The organism is Campylobacter sp. S4:11, from assembly GCF_024723695.1.
GTDB classification, from domain to species: Bacteria; Campylobacterota; Campylobacteria; order Campylobacterales; family Campylobacteraceae; genus Campylobacter_D; species Campylobacter_D jejuni_C.
The window spans coordinates 1-18,550 of record NZ_JANQDC010000023.1; the positions used below are offsets into that span (position 1 = coordinate 1).

The following is an 18,550-nucleotide window of genomic DNA, read 5'->3' on the forward strand; positions in this document are numbered from 1 at the left end:
TTTGCTAATATTCTTAACATTTTACCCCTATAAGCTTTCGCAAAATGACTTAAACTTTTGGAATTTCTTAAAAAAGTGAGAGTGGAGTAAAATTGTTTATTTTTTTTAGATATAATCGAGCTTTATTTATATTTAAAAAAGGCATATTTATGTTACGCTTGTTTATTGTAAGTATTTTATTTGTCAATTCACTATTAGCTTTTAATGTAAAATCTTTATTTACTTATACTTTTAATGATAACATTAGCTATGACTTAGAAAAAGCTAAAGAAATTTATTTTAAAAACAAATGCAATACTTGCCATGGAGAAAATGGAGAAAAAAATTCTTATGGTAAAAGAGCCATTAAAGACTTAAGCCCAGAAGAGATCAAAGGCGCTTTAAAAGACTATGCTAATGGATATTTCAAAAATCAATCAAGCGATAATATCCAAATGAGTTTGTATGCTAAAAAATTAAGTGATAGTGATATGAATCACATTATTGCTTATTTGAAAGGACAAAATTTTTCTATAGAGCTTAATCAAAAAGATCTTTTAGAAGAAGAGCCTGCACCAAAAACCAAGCACAATACATTTTTAAAATAACAAAAAAAGGAGTTTTCATGAAAAAAAATCTACTGCTAGCTAGCTTACTTTGTGCTAGTTCAATTTATGCCGCAGAAGTAAAAATAGGCATTGTTTTACCACTTACTGGTACTTTGGCAGCTTATGGCAATGATGTATATGAGGGTATTAAACTAGCTAATACTTTAAATCCAAATTTAAAAAATGGAGATAGTGTTAAAATCATAGCTATTGACACAAAAGGCGATAAAATAGAAGCAGCAAATGCTACTACTAGACTTATCTCTCAAGATAAAGTTTTAGGCCTTATAGGCGAAGCTGTTACACCAAATACTATGCAAGTTTTATCTATAGCTGAAGAAAGAAAAATTCCTGCTATAGCTCCAGTTGCATCAGGTGATAAACTTTTAGATAAAAAAAGCTATGCTAGCAGAGTTTGCTTTATGGATAGTTTTCAAGGAGATAAATTTGCTAACTATGCTTATAAAGATTTAAATTTAAAAAGCGTGGTTGTGATAGTTGATCAAAGCAATGTATATTCATTAGGTTTGGCAAGAGCTTTTGAAAAAGAATTTAAACAAAATGGTGGAAAAGTACTTAAAAAACTAACCATTTCTTCAGGCGATAAGGACTTTAAAGCTATTGTTTCACAACTTAAAAGTATCAACCCTGATTTTGTTTATATGCCAATTTATCACCCAGAAGCTGCTTTAATAGCAAGACAAGCAAAAGCAGTTGGCTTTAACAAGCTTTTAAGTGCAGGCGATGGAGTAAATAATAAAACCTTTATCGAGCTTGGCGGTGATGCTGTAAATGGAGTAATCTTTACCGATAGTTTTGATTATAATAATCCTCCGACAACTCTTTCTAAAAAATTTATTGAAGCTTATGAAAAAGATCATGGCACAAAAGAACTTCCAGCATTTTCTGCTATGGGAGCTGATGCATATTATGTAATGGTAAATGCAATGAATGAATGTGCGAATAATCTTAACGCACAATGCATTAATGAAAAAATTCATTCAACAAATAATTTTGAAGGCGTAGGTGGAGTTATAAGCATAGACGCTAGTGGTAATGCAAGTCGTTCTGTAGTTATAAAAGAAATACAAGAACAAAAACAAGTTTATAAAACTATTATCAATCCTTGAAAGGTTAAACTATGAAAAAAATTAGCATAGCTATATTGTCTATCATAGCTAGTAATATCATACAAGCAAAAGAAATTAATATCGGCGTAGTTTTACCTCTAACAGGCTCTACTGCAGCTTATGGGCAAAGTGCTTTAGATGGAGTGAAAATTGCAAATTCTATGAAAAACACTTTAAGCAATGGAGATAAAGTAAATTTAGTAGTAGTTGATACAAAAGGCGATAAAATAGAAAGTGCAAATGCTAGTGCAAGACTAGTTTCACAAAACAAAGCGTATGCACTAATTGGAGAAATGCTAACAGCTAATACTTTGCAAGTGATAAGAATTGGTGAGGAAAAAAAGATCCCAGTGGTTGCTCCTGCAGCTACTGCTGATAAAATTTTAAATAAAAAATTATACGCTAGCAGAGTTTGTTTTATGGATAGCTTTCAAGGCTCATCTTTAGCTAATTATGTAAAAAATAAGCTAAATTACACCAAAGCTGTGATAATTAGCGATCAAAGTGCGGATTATTCTTTAGGTTTAACTAGAGCCTTTGAAAAAGAATTTAGCAAACAAGGTGGAAAAATTTTAGATAAATTTAGAATTACAGCAGGCGATAAAGACTTCAAAGCTATTCTTTCACAAATTAAAAATTTAAAACCTGATTTTATTTATCTTCCGGTATATTACACCGAGGCTTCTTTGTTTGCACGCCAAGCAAAAGCAATGGGTATAAATATCCCTATGGGTTCAGCAGATGGGGTGGCTGATGAAACTTTTATTAATCTAGCTCAAGAAGCAGCTGAAGGATATTTATTTACCGATAGCTTTGATTATCACAATCCCCCAACACAACTTTCAAAAGACTTTATATTAGCTTATGAAAAAGAAAAACAAAGCAAAGAGGTTCCAAATTTTACAGCTATGGGTGCAGATGCGTATTTTGTGATTTTTGAAGCTATGCAAAAATGTATTAATGATTTTAACAGTGAATGTATCAATAATAATATCCACGCTACTTCAAAATTTGAAGGTGTTAGCGGGGTGATTAGTATTGATAAAACAGGTAATGCTACGCGTTCAATTGTTATAAAATCAATAGAAAATCAAAAGCAAATTTATAAAGATACGATTCTTCCGTAAATAAAATTTTAAGAGGTTCAATGGATAGTTCTTTAATTTTACAGCAAATTATAAATGGTTTTAGCTTAGGTAGTATGTATGCACTTATTGCTATAGGCTATACAATGGTCTATGGTGTTTTAAGACTGATTAATTTCGCACATGGCGATATTATGATGGTGGGTGCATACTCAGCTTTATTTTGTGTTACGAGTATGAATGTGCCTTTTTTGGGCGCCCTTTCCTTGGCTATGTTATTTGCAGCAGCTTTAGGTATAGCTATTGATAGAGTAGCTTATAAACCTCTAAGAAAAGCACCTAGAATTTCTTTACTTATCACAGCCATAGGTATAAGCTTTTTAATACAAAATATATTTAATGTCTTATTTGGTTCAACACCAAAATATTTTCCTGTGCCAAGCTATCTTGAAACAGTGATTAATTTTAATAATATCAGTATTAGTATTAATAGTATTTTAGTGCCTATTTTGACATTTTTTATATTATTAGTAGTTTTATTCATACTTTATAAAAGCAAATATGGCATTGCTATTAGAGCCTTAGCTTTTGATATTCATACTGTAAATTTAATGGGAATTGATGCAAATCGTATTATCGCTATTGTATTTGCACTAGGCTCGGCTTTAGCTGCTATTGGTGGTATTTTTTGGGCTGTTAGTTATCCTTCTGTTGAGCCTAGCATGGGGACACTTATAGGACTTAAAGCCTTTGGTGCTGCTGTTTTAGGTGGTATTGGTTCGGTTGCTGGAGCAGTTTTAGGTGGCTTAATTATAGGATTTACAGAAGTTGTTGTAGTTGCTATTTTTCCTGATCTTTCTGGTTTTAAAGATGCTTTTGCGTTTATCTTTTTAGTATTGATTTTACTTTTTAAACCAACCGGAATTTTAGGTATTAATTTTGAAAAAAGTAGGTTTTAAGATGGTTGCAAGAAAAATTACACATTTAAGTTTTTTTATTATAGCACTTGCTTTTCTTTTTGTATCTCCTTATTTTTTCAATGATTATAAAATAGGAATTTTAAGCAATATTGCTATTTTTGTAATCTTAGCAGTAAGCTATAATCTTATCAATGGGGTTACAGGACAATTTTCACTAGAACCAAATGGCTTTGTAGCTATAGGGGCTTATGTTGCAGCCTTAGTTTTACTTACAAGTGAAAGCAAAATCGATCAGTTTTCTTTAGAAGATCCAAGTAGCTTTATTTTGATGATTCATTCACCAAGTTTTATTGTAGCTTTACTTGCTGCTGGGCTTTGCGCTATGCTTTTATCTTTAGTATTGGCTTTTGCAGTATTTAGAGTTAGAGGAGATTATTTAGCTATTGTAACACTGGGCTTTGGAATTATTATCAAACTAATGGCAATTAACTTTGCTTCTGTTACAAATGGTTCTTTAGGCCTAAATGACATTCCTAAACATACCACCTTATACTGGAGTGGTGGGATTGCTATATTTTCTGTTATTATCATCTTAAATATTGTTAGTTCAAAATTTGGTAGAGCTATGAAAGCTGTAAGAGATGATGAGGATGCGGCATTAGCAATGGGTATAAATACCTTTAATATCAAAACCTTAGCCTTTAGCACTTCAGCATTTTTAGAAGGCATTGGTGGAGGTTTATTAGCTTGTGCACTAGCTTCAGTTTCACCTGAACAATTTGACTTTTTATTTACTTTCCAGCTTTTAATCATCATTGTTTTAGGTGGCTTAGGTTCAACTACTGGTGCTATCATCGGAGCTATTTTAGTAATAGGCGGAAGTGAGTATTTAAGATTTTTAGATGAGAGTATGAATATTTTTGGTTATGAAACTCCTGCTATGCCTGGTCTTAGAATGGTTGTTTTTTCTGTTATATTGATTTTAGTAATGCTTTTTGCAAGAAGAGGAATAATGGGCGATAAAGAACTAACAGATATTTTATTTAAGTTTTCTAAAAGGAAGAAAAAATGATTTTAGAACTTAAAGAAATTCATAAAAATTTTGGTGGAGTTAATGCTATAACAAATACTTCTTTTGCTATTAGAGAAAGTGAAATTTTTGGACTTATAGGTCCAAATGGCGCAGGTAAAACCACTCTATTTAATATTATCACAGGAAATTATAAACCAAGTAGCGGGGAAGTCTTTTTTCTAGGAAAAAAAATTGATCATTTAAAACCACACAAGATAGTTCATCTAGGTATTGCAAGAACTTTTCAAAACATCAGACTTTTTTCTAGTATGAGCGTTTTAGAAAATGTATTGATTGGTTTTGATAAAAGCATTAAATATAATATTTTTGAAGCTTTTTTACACCTTGGAAGATTTTCTAAAGCAGAAAAAAATGCAAAAAAAGCAGCTTATGAAATTTTAGAACAACTCAATATCGCTCATTTGGCTGATGAAAAAGCTACTAGTTTAAGCTATGGTCAGCAAAGGAAAGTTGAAATAGCAAGAGCTTTGGCAACAAACCCTAAACTTTTATTACTAGATGAGCCTGTAGCAGGTATGAATTCTACAGAAAGTGATGATTTAGCCGAGTTAATTTTTAACATAAGAGATAACAAAAAAATCAGCGTTTTGCTTATTGAACATGATATGAAATTTGTAAATAAACTTTGCGATAGGGTTATGGTACTTGATTATGGTAGGACTATTTTTGAAGGAAAACCAAATGATGCAGTGCAAAACCCTGAAGTAATTAGTGCGTATTTGGGGGATTTTAATGCTAGTAGTTAAAGATTTGCATGTTTATTATGGTTTAATAGAAGCTGTTAAAGGTATAGATTTTACTATAAAAACAGGAAGTATAGTTAGTTTAATAGGCTCAAATGGTGCAGGAAAAACTTCAACACTTAATGCTATGCTAAATTGTGTAAAAAAAACCGGCGAAATAACTTTTTTAGGTTATGACACCCAAAGACACTTGCCTCACACTCTAGTTCAAAAAGGCATTGCTTTAGTGCCTGAAGGAAGAAGAGTTTTTATCAATCTTACCATAGAAGAAAATTTAAAAATTGGTGCTTTTAATAATGCAGAAAATTATGAGCATTTAAAAAATCAAATGTATAGACTTTTCCCAAGATTAAAAGATAAAAAAAATGCCCTTGCAGGAACTCTAAGTGGCGGGGAAGCTCAAATGCTAGCTATTTCAAGAGCGCTTATGAGTGAACCAAAACTTTTAATGCTTGATGAGCCTTCATTAGGTCTTGCTCCAAAAATAGTTGGAGAGGTTTTTGATATTATAGTCAAATTAAAAGAAGAAGGTATTACTATTTTACTAGTAGAACAAAATGCTTTTTCGGCTTTAAAAATCAGCGACTATGCTTATGTTTTAGAAAATGGTAAAATCGCTATGCATGCACCCGCAAAAGATCTTATCGGCAATGATGAGATTAGAAAAAAATACCTTGGAGCTTAATTCATGAAAAAACAACTTTTAGCTTTTGGGGATATAAAAATCTCTATTTTTTTATTTTTAGTCTTTGCTCTATTTTGCGCTTTAGCTACTTTTATAGAAAGTGCTTATAACACTCCAACAGCATGGGCTATGATATATGGAACATCTTGGTTTGGCTTTATACAACTCATACTAGGAATCAATCTTTTGGTAGCTCTTTTCAAATATAAAATGTTTAATAAGAAAAAAATACCACTTTTAATCTTCCATATCTCATTTTTATTTATATTATTAGGTTCAGCTATGACTAGATATATGGGATTTGAAGGAAATTTACACATTAGAGAAAATGAAAAAAATAACATCATTGAAACTTCAAAAAGTTATATTTACATAGCAACTTTAAAAGATGATAAAGTATATAGTGCTTCAAAATCTGAATACATAGCAACCCTACCTTTCGTAAATGATTTTTCATTCGATTTAATATTACCTGATGAAAAAGCTCAAATTGCATATGAAAATTTAATTTTAGATGCAAAAGAAGTTTATATTGATGATAATAATTCTGCTCCACTTTTATCTTTAATGCTTTCACAAAATAACGAGTCTAAAGAATTGCTTTTTCAAGCAGGAGATATTGAAAATATTAATGGTATTAATATAGCATTTTTAAATGACTCTGTTCCAAGTCCTTATATAAAAATTGATAAAGACCTAAAGCTAAGTGCTGACTTTGACTTAAAATACATGTCAATGAGTGATGGTAAAGAAAATATTTTAAAAGCAAACCAAAAAGCACAAGCTAAGGATTTAAGATTATATTCTTTTAATGATATTAATTTAGTAGTTAAATTTGCTTCCTTGCATGGTAAAAAAACTTTAGAAGGTATCAATCAAGCTCAAGATGAAAGCTTTTTTACTTGGTTTAAAAATAGTTGGATAGAGCTAGGACGTAATGCTTTGATTTCTTTATTTGGCGAGGCAAAATACTGGAATAATTCTTTATTAAATAATTTCAAAGATTTTGCACAAAGCACTAAATATATGCCAACTCAACTTTCAGATAATGCCATCAATGCTTTAAAATTAAAACTAAGCTACAAAGGAGAATCTAAAGAAGTTTTCCTAGTAGAATACAACTCACCTATCCGTATTGATGTAGCAGGTCAACCTTTCTTTTTAAGATGGGGTCCTAAAGGAATAGAAATGCCGTTTGAAATGTACTTAAAAGACTTTGAGCTAGAACGCTATCCTGGCTCGATGTCGCCTATGTCTTATGCAAGTTATGTGGAAATTGATAATGCTGAACAAAAATTAGAATATAAGATTTTTATGAATAATGTTTTAGATTATCAAGGTTATAGATTTTATCAAAGTTCTTATGATCAAGATGAGCTTGGTACCATACTTTCAGTTAACAAAGATCCGGGTAAAATTCCTACATATATTGGATATTTTTTGCTTACATTAGGAATGTTTTTAAATGTTTTAAATCCTCATTCAAGATTTAGAACCTTAGCTAAATTAATCAATCAAGACACCTTGAAAAAAACAAGTGCTATTTTGACTTTTATATTAGTTTTATTTGCAAACCAAAATACTTATGCAAATGAACCCATCAAGGTAGATGAAGCACATGCTAAAGAACTTGCTTCTTTAGTAGTGCAAAAACCTGATGGTAGAATGGTGCCTTTTAATACTTTAGCTATGGAAGTTTTAGAAAAAATATACAAAAATACAACCTTTCAAGGACAAAGTGCTGAAGCGACTATCATATCAATGATTTTTGATGGCAGTGCATGGTATGATAAAGATGTTATTTTTATGCCAACAAGTCGTTTGGTTAATGAAGAAATTTCTAAAATTTTAGGTATTGAACCTAGAGCTTATACTAGTTTTAAAGATTTTTTCACTACAGATGCTTATAAACTACAAAAATATGTAGAAAATGCTATTAGAAAAAATCCAAATCGTAGAAGTGTTTTTGATAAAGAAATTATCAAGCTTGATGAAAGGGTAAATATTGTAAATTTAATTTTTTCAGGCGATATTTTTAGATTTATTCCTTTACAAAATAGCACTAACAACCAATGGGTAGCACCACGCGAAGCTTATATAGGTTTAAAAGGCGAAGAAGGTGCGGAAGTTAAAAGTATTTTAGAAAATTATTTCAACGCAGTTAGCAACTCTATTGTACATAACAACTGGGATGAAGCAACTAAAAACTTAAATGCTATCAAAAACTATCAAGAAAAATATGGCCATGAAGTTATGCCAAGTGCTAAAAAAATTAATACAGAAATCTTTTTCAATAAAAGTCAAATTTTTGTAAATCTTACTCCGCTTTATTTATGTGCTGGATTTTTACTTTTAATTATAGTTTTTGTTAAAATGCTTCTACCAAAAATTCGCATTGATTTTATTTTTAAATGTGTTTATGTGTTTAACATTGTAGCATTTTTTATCCATACTCTAGGCTTGGCTTTGCGTTGGTATATAGCAGGTCGTGCGCCATGGAGTAATGCTTATGAGAGTATGGTTTATATAGCCTGGGCTTTATCCTTATCTGGAATTTTCTTTTCTAGAAAAAGTCCTATTGCACTTTCTTTAACTTCTATTTTAGCAGGAGTTACTTTAGGTGTGGCTCATCTTAGTCAAATGGATCCACAAATTACCAATTTAGTTCCTGTGTTACAATCATACTGGCTAACTATACATGTTTCAGTTATCACCGCTAGTTATGGATTTTTAGGACTATGTGCATTATTAGGTATATTTGTGCTTATTTTATTATGCATGCTAAAAATCAATGGCAAGCACAATGAAAATATTTTAAGAAATATCACAGAAGCAACAAGAATTAATGAAATGGCTATGATTTTAGGGCTTTGCTTGCTTACTGTAGGAAATTTCTTGGGTGCTATATGGGCAAATGAAAGTTGGGGAAGATATTGGAGTTGGGACTCTAAAGAAACTTGGGCTTTAATTAGTATTTTAGTTTATGCGGCTATTTTACACATTAGAATGGTGCCAAAATGGGCTAATCAATATACTTTTGCAGTTTGCTCTATGTTTGCATATTGGGTGATTATTATGACTTATTTTGGAGTAAATTACTTTTTAACTGGTATGCATTCTTATGCAGCAGGAGATTCTGTAAAAATTCCTGATTACGTATATTGGGGCTTTTTGTTTATGGTAGTATTAAGCCTAGGTGCTTATCTTAAAAAATCTTATGCTAAAAAACTTTAGGACTAAATCATGAAAAGCTCTCTCTTGATTTTTTTAATTATCGCCCTATTTATTATAATTATTTTAGGTATTATAATAATAATATTTTTTATCAATAAAGATAAAAACATTTCAAAAACATCATCTATAACAACGCCCATAAAAAGTAATAATACCATGGGTAAAATAAATGATATAGAAGAATTTATATCAAAAGCTGATAATGCTAAAAATGCTCAAGAATTACATGAGCTAATTTTGCAATTTCTAAATTCGCAAAAATTTAACTCTAACCCAAAAGACAGCGCCACCAAAAGAAAACTAGATTTTGTTAGTGCTATTTCAGCTAATGCAAATGCTAGCCCAAAAAATATATCTTTTTTAAACAATGAATTAAAAAAAAGATATAAAACCCTAAAAAAAGAAATAGATGCTTATGAGCAAGTAGGTTTGGCAAAAAGAAAAATGAGACAATCTTAAGGAATTTTAATGAAAAATATTAGAAATTTCTCTATTATAGCTCATATTGACCATGGAAAAAGCACGCTAGCTGATAGGATTATTAGTGAATGCGGTGCAATTAGCGATAGACAAATGAGTGCCCAAGTAATGGATACTATGGATATAGAAAAAGAGCGTGGTATAACTATAAAAGCTCAATCTGTACGTTTAAATTATAAATTTAATAATGAGGAATATGTATTAAATTTAATAGACACTCCGGGCCATGTTGATTTTTCCTATGAAGTAAGTCGCTCTTTAGCAAGTTGTGAAGGAGCTTTGCTTGTTGTCGATGCTTCTCAAGGTGTAGAAGCTCAAACTATAGCTAATGTTTATATAGCCTTAGAAAATGATCTTGAAATTATACCAGTGATTAATAAAATAGATCTTCCTTCAGCTGATATTGAAAAGGTTAAGCACGAAATAGAACATATTATAGGAATTGATTGCTCTAATGCAATTTGTGTTAGTGCAAAAACAGGTGTAGGTATAAAAGAACTCATAGAAACCATCATCACAAAAATTCCTGCACCAAAAACTGATGATGAAGCACCTACTAAAGCTTTAATTTATGATTCTTGGTTTGATAATTATCTTGGAGCTTTAGCTTTAGTTAGAATTTATGAGGGAAATATAGCTAAAAATGATGAAGTTTTAGTTATGAGTACAGATAAAAAACATCTTGTACAAGATCTTTTTTATCCTCATCCATTAAGTCCTATAAAAACTAAAAAATTAGAATCAGGTGAAGTAGGTGTTATTGTACTTGGACTTAAAAATGTTGCCGATGTTCAAGTGGGCGATACCATAACATTAACAAAAAATAAAGCAAAAGAAGCTATCGGTGGTTTTGAAAAGGCTAAGGCTTTTGTTTTTGCAGGATTATATCCTATAGAAACGGATAAATTTGAAGATTTAAGAGATGCTTTAGATAAATTAAAACTTAATGATAGTTCTATTACCTATGAACCTGAAACTTCCCTTGCTTTAGGATTTGGTTTTAGAGTTGGTTTTTTAGGTCTTTTACACATGGAGGTTATTAAAGAAAGACTTGAACGTGAGTTTAACCTTGATTTGATTGCTACTGCTCCAACTGTTACTTATGAAATTTATCAAACCGATGGAGAAGTTTTAAAAATTCAAAATCCAAGCGAGCTACCTCCAGTAAATAAAATCGATCATATAAAAGAACCTTATGTAAAAGCAACCATTATAACTCCAAGTGAGTATCTAGGAAATTTAATCACTCTTTTAAATCGCAAACGCGGTATGCAAGTTAAGATGGATTATATCACTCCTGAGCGTGTTTTACTTGAGTATGATATACCTTTAAACGAAATCGTTATGGATTTTTATGATAAACTCAAGTCACTCACTAAAGGTTATGCTAGTTTTGATTATGAGCCTATTGAATTTAGAGTAGGAGATCTTGTAAAACTTGATATTAAAGTAGCTGGTGAAAATGTCGATGCACTAAGCATTATAGTGCCAAATGAAAAAGCATTAAGCAAAGGTAGAGAATTAGTAAAAGCGATGAAAGAAATCGTCCCGAGACAGCTTTTTGAAGTTGCCATCCAAGCAAGCATAGGAAACAAAATCATTGCAAGAGAAAATGTAAAATCTATGGGTAAAAATGTAACTGCAAAATGCTATGGTGGGGATATTACTAGAAAAAGGAAACTTCTTGAAAAACAAAAAGAAGGTAAAAAAAGAATGAAAGCCATTGGTAAAGTACATTTACCTCAAGAAGCATTTTTAAGCGTTTTAAAAATAGACTAAATCCCTAGTTTAAAACTAGGGAATTATGCATTGATATCTAAAGAATTTCCACCCATTTCATTAATTTTTTGAGTTACTTTTTCAATAGCTTTATCAATTGTTTCATAGCTGATATCAGGAAGTTTGCCACCCCACATTTTTTCCGCTTGCGCAAATCCTGCTTTTAGACCTTCTAAACCTTTTTGGAGTTTTTCCATATCTTCACCAGCTCCATTAATAACAAAATCAGCCAATCTTTGAGATGTTTTTGCTACACCAAAATACCCATCTTCCCCAATAAGCTCTTTTGCCTCATCAGCATTTAAACTAAGTATATCTTTACCTTCATATCCTATAGCTTTAAAATCTACATTTGATAGAATAGCCGTTAAAGAATCCTTAGACTGAGTTCCTTGAAAAATCCCAGCTTGAGTTAAACCATTAGAGGAACTCATACTAAATGCTTGTTGCATAAAGCTCATAGCATAAAGTTCTGTTATACCTTTTCCACCTATGCTAGCAAGCTTACTAAGCTTATCCTCATCAATATCTTTTGTACTATTAGCACTTTTAGTATTGGCATCTTCAAGTTTTGTATTCGAATCAGCCTTCCTATTGCTAATCTGTGACTCCACTGCCACACGTGAATACGAATTTATCTGCATCCTTGCTCCTTTTTTTGTGGGTTTATAAAAATCGGATAAAAAAAAATAAAATGAATATTAAGCAGAAAATAAAGACTTTTACAATATAATAATTTTGTATTATACAATATAGGATTTTTAAAATTTAGGTGATTTATGTTTTTCAAAGATTGTTTTATTGAAATTTCAGATCCATATTTTAAAGATACTATAGAAGGCATCGAATCTCTTTATTAGCTTTATTTTATTTATACAATTTATTAAATAGATAATAAATAAATACTAATAAGGAAAACTATGTCATTGCACAATTTTTATACTAATACAAACGCTACTATATTATTTTACAAATGTGCCCTGCCTAATATGGCAAGTGCTGCATTTATATACCTTTATGTTATCATTGATGGGATTTTTGTTGGAAGATACTTAGGAACAGATGCTCTTGCTGCTATGAATTTAGTAATGCCCTTTATCATGATAAGCTTTGCCCTAGCGGATATGATAGCTATAGGCTCATCAGTGCAAATAGCAATCAATCTAGGCAAAGGAAAAATCGAAAAAGCAAGAGCTATTTTTTCTTTTTGTATCATTTTAATTTTTATCATCTCTTGTATAATGGGAATACTAGGATTTTTTTTAACAAGACCTTTAAGTGCTCTTATGGGGGCTGATGAAAACATACAAAATTTATCTACTGAATATATGCAAATTTTTGCTCTTTTTGCACCCTTTATCATGTTAGCTTTTGCTATGGATAATTATTTAAGAATATGCGGTAAAACATTTTATAGCATGGTGGTTAATATCACAGTAGCTTTAAGCAATATAGTTTTAGATTGGCTTTTTATAGTTGTTTTTGAATGGAGTTTATTTTCAGCTGCTCTAGCAACTTGTTTAGGAATGTTTTTAGGTACTATTTTGAGTTTTATACCTTTTGTTTTTAAAAATTTAATTTTAAAATTTAAAAGACCTATGATTAGTTTAAAAATACTCAAAAATATCATCTATAATGGCTCTTCTGAATTTTTTTCTAACATATCAAGCTCTATTTACACTATACTAGCTAATACTATATTATTAAAAATAGCAGGAAATCAAGCACTAGCAGCTTTTTCTGTTATACTTTATTTAAGCACTTTTACCTTTGCTTTGATTTTATCAATGTGCGAAGCCATGCAACCTGCCATAAGTTACAACTACGGCTACAAAAACATATTAAGAATTCAAGCTATTTTTAAAAGAATGCTCATAGCATCTAGTGTATTTGGAACTTCTATCTTCTTACTCACATTTTTTTTCAACGAAATTATGGTTTCTTTTTTTAATAAAAATGATGAAGTTGATTTTGCAAATATAGCACAAAATGCACTTATGTTGTTTTCTTTTTCCTTTTTATTAAGTTGGCTTGGAAAACTTTGTGCGTCTTTTTTTACTGCCTTAGATAAACCTATGCTTTCTTTAATCATATCTATGATACAAAGTTTTATATTGCCTTTTGTTTTTATACAAATACTATCGCATTATTTTGGCTTAAATGGGGTTTGGCTTACTTCTTTTGTAAGTGAAGTTTTTATGGCGTTTATTGCTTCATTTTTATTGTATAAAACTTTTAAAGATCTAAACTCTTAGCTAATTTCAAACAAGAGTTTAGATCTTGCTCTTTACATATATATAAATTTTTAAGATTACGGAGCTTTAAAGCTGTACTTTGACCTATAACTACAACCTTATCTTCTTTTTCTAATGTAAAAAATTTCAAAAATTGCTCTATGCTTGATGGAGCGCTAAAGATAAAAACACTTGGATGATGTATTTTTAGCTCATCTTTTTTAGGCTCTATGGCTATATTTTCATAAACAATTAATTGTTTTAAAAAGATATTTTCTTTTAACAAATACTCATCAAGACCCGAACTAATTTTCTTCGCTCTTAAATAAAGACATTTTTTATTTTTAAACTCAGATAAAAACTCACTAGCTAAATTTTTACCATAAGCCTTGCTAGGATATTTGACATTTTTAAAGCCAAGCTCTTTTGCAAAATCAGCACTTTTTTGACCCACAGCATAAAGTTTAATATCAAAATCAATTTTGCTTTTACTTGAAATTAATGCTCTTAATGCATTCTTAGAGCTAATGATTAAACAATCAAATTCCTTTAAATTAACTTCAAAATTAAGAAATTTAATTTCATTTAATCTTATAGTCTTAACACCATCAAATTCTTTATCTCCTATAAAATAAACCATTATTTTCCTATAAAAGTTTGATCAAAACTTGATCTTAAATTTAAAGTTGCATTAAAAGGATCTTGTGCTTGCATTATTGCTCTAACCACAGCTATACCTTGTATATTACAATCTTTAAGCAAATTTAAATTAGCTTCATCTATCCCACCTATAGCTACAATAGGTAAAGAAGCTAAACTAGTAATTTCTTTTAATCCATCTACACCAAGCACAACACAATCTTGCTTGCTAGGCGTAGCAAAAACAGCCCCTACTCCAAGATAAGTAGCACCTTGAGTATTAACAAGCTCACTTTTATGATTGATCGTAAGTCCTATGATTTTATCTTCGCCCAAAAGCTCTCTTGCTTTTTTTAAAGGCATATCCTTTTGACCTATATGCACTCCATTTGCATTCACAGCCATGGCTATATCGATTCTATCATTTATCAAAAAAGGCGTATTGTATTTTTCACACAAAGCTTTAACTTTTAAAGCAAGATTATAAAATTCTAAAGTGCTAAGATTTTTTTCCCTAAGCTGTAAAATATCAATCTTAGCTTTCAAAGAAGCTTCTAAAATATTTAAAAACTCACTTTCACTTTTTCCACCCTTGCTTGCAACAAGATAAATTTTAAATGATTTCATATTTAGCTCTTTTTTTAATTTCTTCATCATCTAAATTACTTAAAGCATCGATTAAATTCACTCTAAAACTACCACTTCCACTAGAAAGTTCTTGAGCGATTTCACTAGCTATACCAAAACTAAGCAAAGCATATAAACTAGCTTGAAATTTATCTTCTAGCACTCCTGCAAAAACTCCACACAAAGAAGCACACATGCAACCTGCTCCAGTTATCTTAGTAGCCATAATAGAGCCATTATAAATTTTAGCAATACGATCTTGATTTATAATATAATCAATTTTTCCAGTTATGGCTAAAGCACGCTTGGTTTTATAAGAGTATTCTCTAGCTTTTTCTAAAAACTCATCATTGATCACAAAAGTACTATCAACCCCTCTTGCTTTACCATCTAAACCTATAACACTAGCCATTTCAGATGCATTTGCTTTAACAATACTAATACCTTTTAGATTAAGCAATTCAAAATTAATCCCATCTCTTGCCTTGCTAACACCCAAAGCAACAGGATCAAAAACTATAGGTTTATTTAATAAAGCATACTCCTTGATCGCTTTTAACATAGAATTAGCTACAAGCTGACTAATCGTGCCTGTATTTAATACTAAAGCTGAGCCTATTTTAGCAAAATCAACTTGTTCTTCATAAAAATCAGCCATAGCAGCACTTGCTCCCATTGCTATAGTTACATTTGCACAATCATTAGCTGTAACATAGTTGGTAATATGATGGATCAAAGGATTTTTTTCTCTTACCGCTTTGATAATCATTTTTACTCCTTGTCATATTGAAAAAAGTGATTAGTTGGACCATAACCTTTTCCAAGTGCTAAAGAATTTAATATAGCTCCGTATACATAATCTTTAGCAAGCTTTATAGCTTCATGTTTTTCTTTACCTAAAGCAAGATTGCTAGCTATAGCCGAACTTAATGTACAACCTGTGCCATGTGTGTTTTTTGTGCTGATTTTTTCTGCTTTAAAAATACTAAATTCCTTTCCATCGTAAAAAACATCATTAGTGTTATCTTTACTATGTCCACCTTTAATTAAGACGCTTTTTGCGCCTTCTTTGTGAAGTTTTATAGCAGCTTTTTTCATGTCCTCTTCATTAAATATTTTAAAATCACACAAAAACTCAGCCTCAGGTATATTTGGAGTAAGCACATCAGCCAAAGATAAAATTTCATCTTTAAAAAATTGACAATTTTCTAAAGGCATTAAAGCATAACCATTTTTTGCGAACATCACAGGATCTATCACTACATTTTTAGCCTTAAAGCGTAATAAATTTTCTTTTACACAAGTTATAATTTCTTTTGAGCCTAGCATTCCAATTTTCACAGCAACTGGCTCTATATCTTCATAAACTGCTAGCATTTGCTCATCTATTATCTTAGTTGGTATATCAAAGCAAGAAATCACTCTTGCAGTATTTTCAGCTACTACACTTAAAATCACACTCATACCAAATAAATTATGCGCGCTAAAAGTTTTTAAATCAGCTTGTATGCCAGCTCCACCACTACAATCACTCCCAGCTATAGTTAAGATAGGAATTTTAGTTTTTGTTTTTGCTTGTATCATTTTTATCCTTTTTTATAAAAAAGGAAAGTTTTTGCAAGAATTCAAAGTTTGCATTACCAAACTCCTCAAGGGTCGAAGTCTAACTTCCTCTCAGCAAAAGCTCCCCGCTAATGAAAAAATTATATCTTAGTTTTAATTAATCTTTAAAAATATTTCAAAATACTGCTATAATTTTGAAAAAACTACACAATTTTAGAGGAAAAAATGACTAAGATTATTTTTGTTTGCCTGGGAAATATCTGTCGTTCTCCTATGGCCGAATTTATTATGAAAGATCTTATATCAAAAGAAAATTTAAATAATGAATTTGTTATTTCTAGCGCAGGTACTTCAGGTTACCACGATGGAGAAGACATGCATTATAAAACCAAAGCCATGTTAAATAGCAAAAATATCATCTCCAAACCATTTTGCAGTCAAAAACTAAGCTTAAAAATGTGCGAAGATAATGATTTAATTATAGTAATGGATAACTCCAATTACAATGATGTAGTTAAAAATTTTCCAAGTGTAAAACATAAAATTCGCAAAATTACCTCTTTTGCATTAGAATTAGGGTATGATGAAGTTCCTGATCCTTGGTATAGTAGGAATTTTGATGAAACTTATCAAATATTGTTTAACGCTTGTTGTAATCTATTATCCACTGTTAAAAAATAATTCATCATATGTTTTTTATTTTTATTTTATTTTTTTTTTTTTTGATATAATAGGAGTATTGCAAATTTATCTTTAAAATAAATTAAATCAAAAAAAAGGAGTTTTTGTTGAAAAGTATCAAATTAAAATTATCGCTTATTGCGAATATTATGGCTGTAGTTTGTCTTATAATTTTAGGTGTTATTAGTTTTATTTTCACCAAAAAAGCTTTAAATTATGAAGTTATAAAAGCTGAGACAAACTATGTTAGAGCTGCAGAAAAATCCATGAGAGATTTTAAAAATATTAACATCAATTCTTTAGAAAGATTATCACAAGCTATTACAAGATTTTCTTACGAAGAACTCGATACACAAGAAAAACTAATGCGTAACACAGGAAAACTTTTAAAATCTTTTAGAGATGCAGGTAATTATTTGGCTGTTTATATTGCTCAACCAAATGGTGAGTTAGTAGTAAGTGATCCAGACAGTGATAGCAAAGGACTAGAATATGGAACTTATGGCAAAGCAGACAACTACGATGCAACAACAAGAGAATTTTATATAGAAGCTAAAAAGAAAAACGGTTTATATATTACTGCAGCTTACATTGATGCAACGACAGGTTTACCTTGTTTTACCTATGCTATGCCTTTAGTTAAAGATGGCAAATTTATAGGTATATTAGCCATTGATGTTTTAGTAAAAGATCTACAAACTGAATTTAGTGAATTACCAGGAAGAACTTTTGTGTTTGACCATGAATATAATGTTTTTGCAGCAACAGATAAGACACTAATTAGCAAAGAAAAGAATCCAGATATTGTTACTGTAGCAAAAAGTTATGAACAAGCTGGAGATTACAACATCTTTAATTATACCACTCAAAAAGGTAAAGATAGATTTGGTATTTGTGTAAAAATTGATGGCTATACAACATGTGCAGGTGAAGATATAGAAGTAATAGAAGCTCCGGCTTTAAAAATAGCTTATATTCAAACCTCTATTGTTATTTTCACAAGCATAGCTAGTATTATCTTGCTTTATTTTATTATTTCTTATTATTTATCACCTTTACAAGCTATTCAA

At 30.4% G+C, this 18,550-nt stretch carries 18 protein-coding genes; 13 read left to right on the plus strand and 5 right to left on the minus strand.

Translation table 11 applies throughout. The annotated features are described in order from the left end of the window. Nucleotides 1-149 precede the first annotated feature (149 nt). The 10 genes from CAMP5053_RS07190 (at nucleotide 150) to lepA (ending at nucleotide 11,736) form a co-directional block, all read left to right on the plus strand. Nucleotides 150-587, plus strand: a complete 438-nt coding sequence (locus CAMP5053_RS07190; protein ID WP_039618797.1) for a c-type cytochrome — start codon at nucleotides 150-152, stop codon at nucleotides 585-587. A 17-nt stretch (nucleotides 588-604) separates the two neighbouring features. After that, nucleotides 605-1,717: an ABC transporter substrate-binding protein gene (locus CAMP5053_RS07195; RefSeq protein WP_039618799.1), complete on the plus strand. Its 1,113-nt coding sequence runs from the start codon at nucleotides 605-607 to the stop codon at nucleotides 1,715-1,717. 11 nt (nucleotides 1,718-1,728) lie between these two features. After that, nucleotides 1,729-2,844: an ABC transporter substrate-binding protein gene (locus CAMP5053_RS07200; protein WP_337217565.1), complete on the plus strand. Its 1,116-nt coding sequence runs from the start codon at nucleotides 1,729-1,731 to the stop codon at nucleotides 2,842-2,844. 20 nt (nucleotides 2,845-2,864) lie between these two features. Continuing rightward, on the plus strand, nucleotides 2,865-3,761 hold the full coding sequence (locus CAMP5053_RS07205) for a branched-chain amino acid ABC transporter permease (RefSeq protein ID WP_087700180.1): 897 nt from the start codon (nucleotides 2,865-2,867) through the stop codon (nucleotides 3,759-3,761). 1 nt (nucleotide 3,762) lies between these two features. Beyond that, nucleotides 3,763-4,794 carry a branched-chain amino acid ABC transporter permease gene (locus tag CAMP5053_RS07210; RefSeq protein WP_087700186.1) on the plus strand — a complete coding sequence of 344 codons (1,032 nt, stop codon included), beginning with the start codon at nucleotides 3,763-3,765 and terminating at the stop codon, nucleotides 4,792-4,794. Further along, nucleotides 4,791-5,561: an ABC transporter ATP-binding protein gene (locus CAMP5053_RS07215; protein ID WP_337217566.1), complete on the plus strand. Its 771-nt coding sequence runs from the start codon at nucleotides 4,791-4,793 to the stop codon at nucleotides 5,559-5,561. The genes CAMP5053_RS07210 and CAMP5053_RS07215 overlap by 4 nt, the downstream gene beginning before the upstream one ends. After that, nucleotides 5,548-6,243: an ABC transporter ATP-binding protein gene (locus CAMP5053_RS07220; protein ID WP_087700176.1), complete on the plus strand. Its 696-nt coding sequence runs from the start codon at nucleotides 5,548-5,550 to the stop codon at nucleotides 6,241-6,243. The genes CAMP5053_RS07215 and CAMP5053_RS07220 overlap by 14 nt, the downstream gene beginning before the upstream one ends. Before the next feature lie 3 nt (nucleotides 6,244-6,246). After that, entirely contained in the window at nucleotides 6,247-9,477 is a 3,231-nt protein-coding gene (ccsB, locus tag CAMP5053_RS07225) for a c-type cytochrome biogenesis protein CcsB (RefSeq protein ID WP_337217567.1), read from the plus strand. A 156-nt stretch (nucleotides 9,478-9,633) separates the two neighbouring features. Beyond that, nucleotides 9,634-9,936, plus strand: a complete 303-nt coding sequence (locus CAMP5053_RS08675) for a hypothetical protein (RefSeq protein WP_141085242.1) — start codon at nucleotides 9,634-9,636, stop codon at nucleotides 9,934-9,936. Between the two features lie 3 nt (nucleotides 9,937-9,939). Continuing rightward, nucleotides 9,940-11,736, plus strand: a complete 1,797-nt coding sequence (lepA, locus tag CAMP5053_RS07235) for a translation elongation factor 4 (RefSeq protein ID WP_087700170.1) — start codon at nucleotides 9,940-9,942, stop codon at nucleotides 11,734-11,736. Between the two features lie 23 nt (nucleotides 11,737-11,759). On the opposite strand, the gene CAMP5053_RS07240 is transcribed toward lepA, so the two are convergent. After that, nucleotides 11,760-12,380: a hypothetical protein gene (locus CAMP5053_RS07240; protein ID WP_087700168.1), complete on the minus strand. Its 621-nt coding sequence runs from the start codon at nucleotides 12,378-12,380 to the stop codon at nucleotides 11,760-11,762. Between the two features lie 282 nt (nucleotides 12,381-12,662). Here CAMP5053_RS07240 and CAMP5053_RS07245 point away from each other — a divergent pair, with 282 nt between their 5' ends. Further along, the gene (locus CAMP5053_RS07245; protein ID WP_391527397.1) at nucleotides 12,663-13,991 is read left to right on the plus strand and encodes an MATE family efflux transporter; all 1,329 of its coding nucleotides are present in this window, start codon (nucleotides 12,663-12,665) and stop codon (nucleotides 13,989-13,991) included. On the opposite strand, the gene CAMP5053_RS07250 is transcribed toward CAMP5053_RS07245, so the two are convergent. From CAMP5053_RS07250 to thiD, 4 genes are read right to left on the minus strand one after another with little or no spacing between them, the layout of a single operon-like run. Continuing rightward, entirely contained in the window at nucleotides 13,972-14,613 is a 642-nt protein-coding gene (locus tag CAMP5053_RS07250) for a uroporphyrinogen-III synthase (protein ID WP_337217569.1), read from the minus strand. The two genes, CAMP5053_RS07245 and CAMP5053_RS07250, sit on opposite strands and share 20 nt — an antisense overlap. After that, nucleotides 14,610-15,236, minus strand: coding sequence for a thiamine phosphate synthase (gene thiE, locus CAMP5053_RS07255; protein WP_337217568.1), 627 nt, complete (start codon nucleotides 15,234-15,236; stop codon nucleotides 14,610-14,612). The genes CAMP5053_RS07250 and thiE overlap by 4 nt, the downstream gene beginning before the upstream one ends. Further along, on the minus strand, nucleotides 15,223-16,005 hold the full coding sequence (gene thiM, locus CAMP5053_RS07260; RefSeq protein ID WP_214100704.1) for a hydroxyethylthiazole kinase: 783 nt from the start codon (nucleotides 16,003-16,005) through the stop codon (nucleotides 15,223-15,225). The genes thiE and thiM overlap by 14 nt, the downstream gene beginning before the upstream one ends. Nucleotides 16,006-16,007: 2 nt before the next feature. Continuing rightward, a complete protein-coding gene (thiD, locus tag CAMP5053_RS07265) occupies nucleotides 16,008-16,820 on the minus strand; it encodes a bifunctional hydroxymethylpyrimidine kinase/phosphomethylpyrimidine kinase (RefSeq protein WP_087700159.1) in 813 nt (270 codons plus the stop codon). Between the two features lie 204 nt (nucleotides 16,821-17,024). On the opposite strand from thiD, the gene CAMP5053_RS07270 reads away from it, so the two are divergent. Next, the gene (locus tag CAMP5053_RS07270) at nucleotides 17,025-17,480 is read left to right on the plus strand and encodes a low molecular weight protein-tyrosine-phosphatase (protein WP_087700156.1); all 456 of its coding nucleotides are present in this window, start codon (nucleotides 17,025-17,027) and stop codon (nucleotides 17,478-17,480) included. Between the two features lie 107 nt (nucleotides 17,481-17,587). Beyond that, nucleotides 17,588-18,550, plus strand: a 963-nt coding sequence (locus CAMP5053_RS07275) for a PDC sensor domain-containing protein (protein WP_263667624.1), incomplete at its 3' end; no start/stop codon positions are given.

Coding starts and splice junctions, on each gene's coding strand:
- CAMP5053_RS07195 (WP_039618799.1), top strand. CDS start 605: ATGAAAAAAAATCTACTGCTAGCTAGCTTACTTTGTGCTAGTTCAATT.
- CAMP5053_RS07190 (WP_039618797.1), top strand. CDS start 150: ATGTTACGCTTGTTTATTGTAAGTATTTTATTTGTCAATTCACTATTA.
- CAMP5053_RS07215 (WP_337217566.1), top strand. CDS start 4,791: ATGATTTTAGAACTTAAAGAAATTCATAAAAATTTTGGTGGAGTTAAT.
- CAMP5053_RS07205 (WP_087700180.1), top strand. CDS start 2,865: ATGGATAGTTCTTTAATTTTACAGCAAATTATAAATGGTTTTAGCTTA.
- CAMP5053_RS07210 (WP_087700186.1), top strand. CDS start 3,763: ATGGTTGCAAGAAAAATTACACATTTAAGTTTTTTTATTATAGCACTT.
- ccsB (WP_337217567.1), top strand. CDS start 6,247: ATGAAAAAACAACTTTTAGCTTTTGGGGATATAAAAATCTCTATTTTT.
- thiD (WP_087700159.1), bottom strand. CDS start 16,820: ATGATACAAGCAAAAACAAAAACTAAAATTCCTATCTTAACTATAGCT.
- thiE (WP_337217568.1), bottom strand. CDS start 15,236: ATGAAATCATTTAAAATTTATCTTGTTGCAAGCAAGGGTGGAAAAAGT.
- CAMP5053_RS07270 (WP_087700156.1), top strand. CDS start 17,025: ATGACTAAGATTATTTTTGTTTGCCTGGGAAATATCTGTCGTTCTCCT.
- CAMP5053_RS08675 (WP_141085242.1), top strand. CDS start 9,634: ATGGGTAAAATAAATGATATAGAAGAATTTATATCAAAAGCTGATAAT.
- CAMP5053_RS07220 (WP_087700176.1), top strand. CDS start 5,548: ATGCTAGTAGTTAAAGATTTGCATGTTTATTATGGTTTAATAGAAGCT.
- CAMP5053_RS07240 (WP_087700168.1), bottom strand. CDS start 12,380: ATGCAGATAAATTCGTATTCACGTGTGGCAGTGGAGTCACAGATTAGC.
- CAMP5053_RS07200 (WP_337217565.1), top strand. CDS start 1,729: ATGAAAAAAATTAGCATAGCTATATTGTCTATCATAGCTAGTAATATC.
- thiM (WP_214100704.1), bottom strand. CDS start 16,005: ATGATTATCAAAGCGGTAAGAGAAAAAAATCCTTTGATCCATCATATT.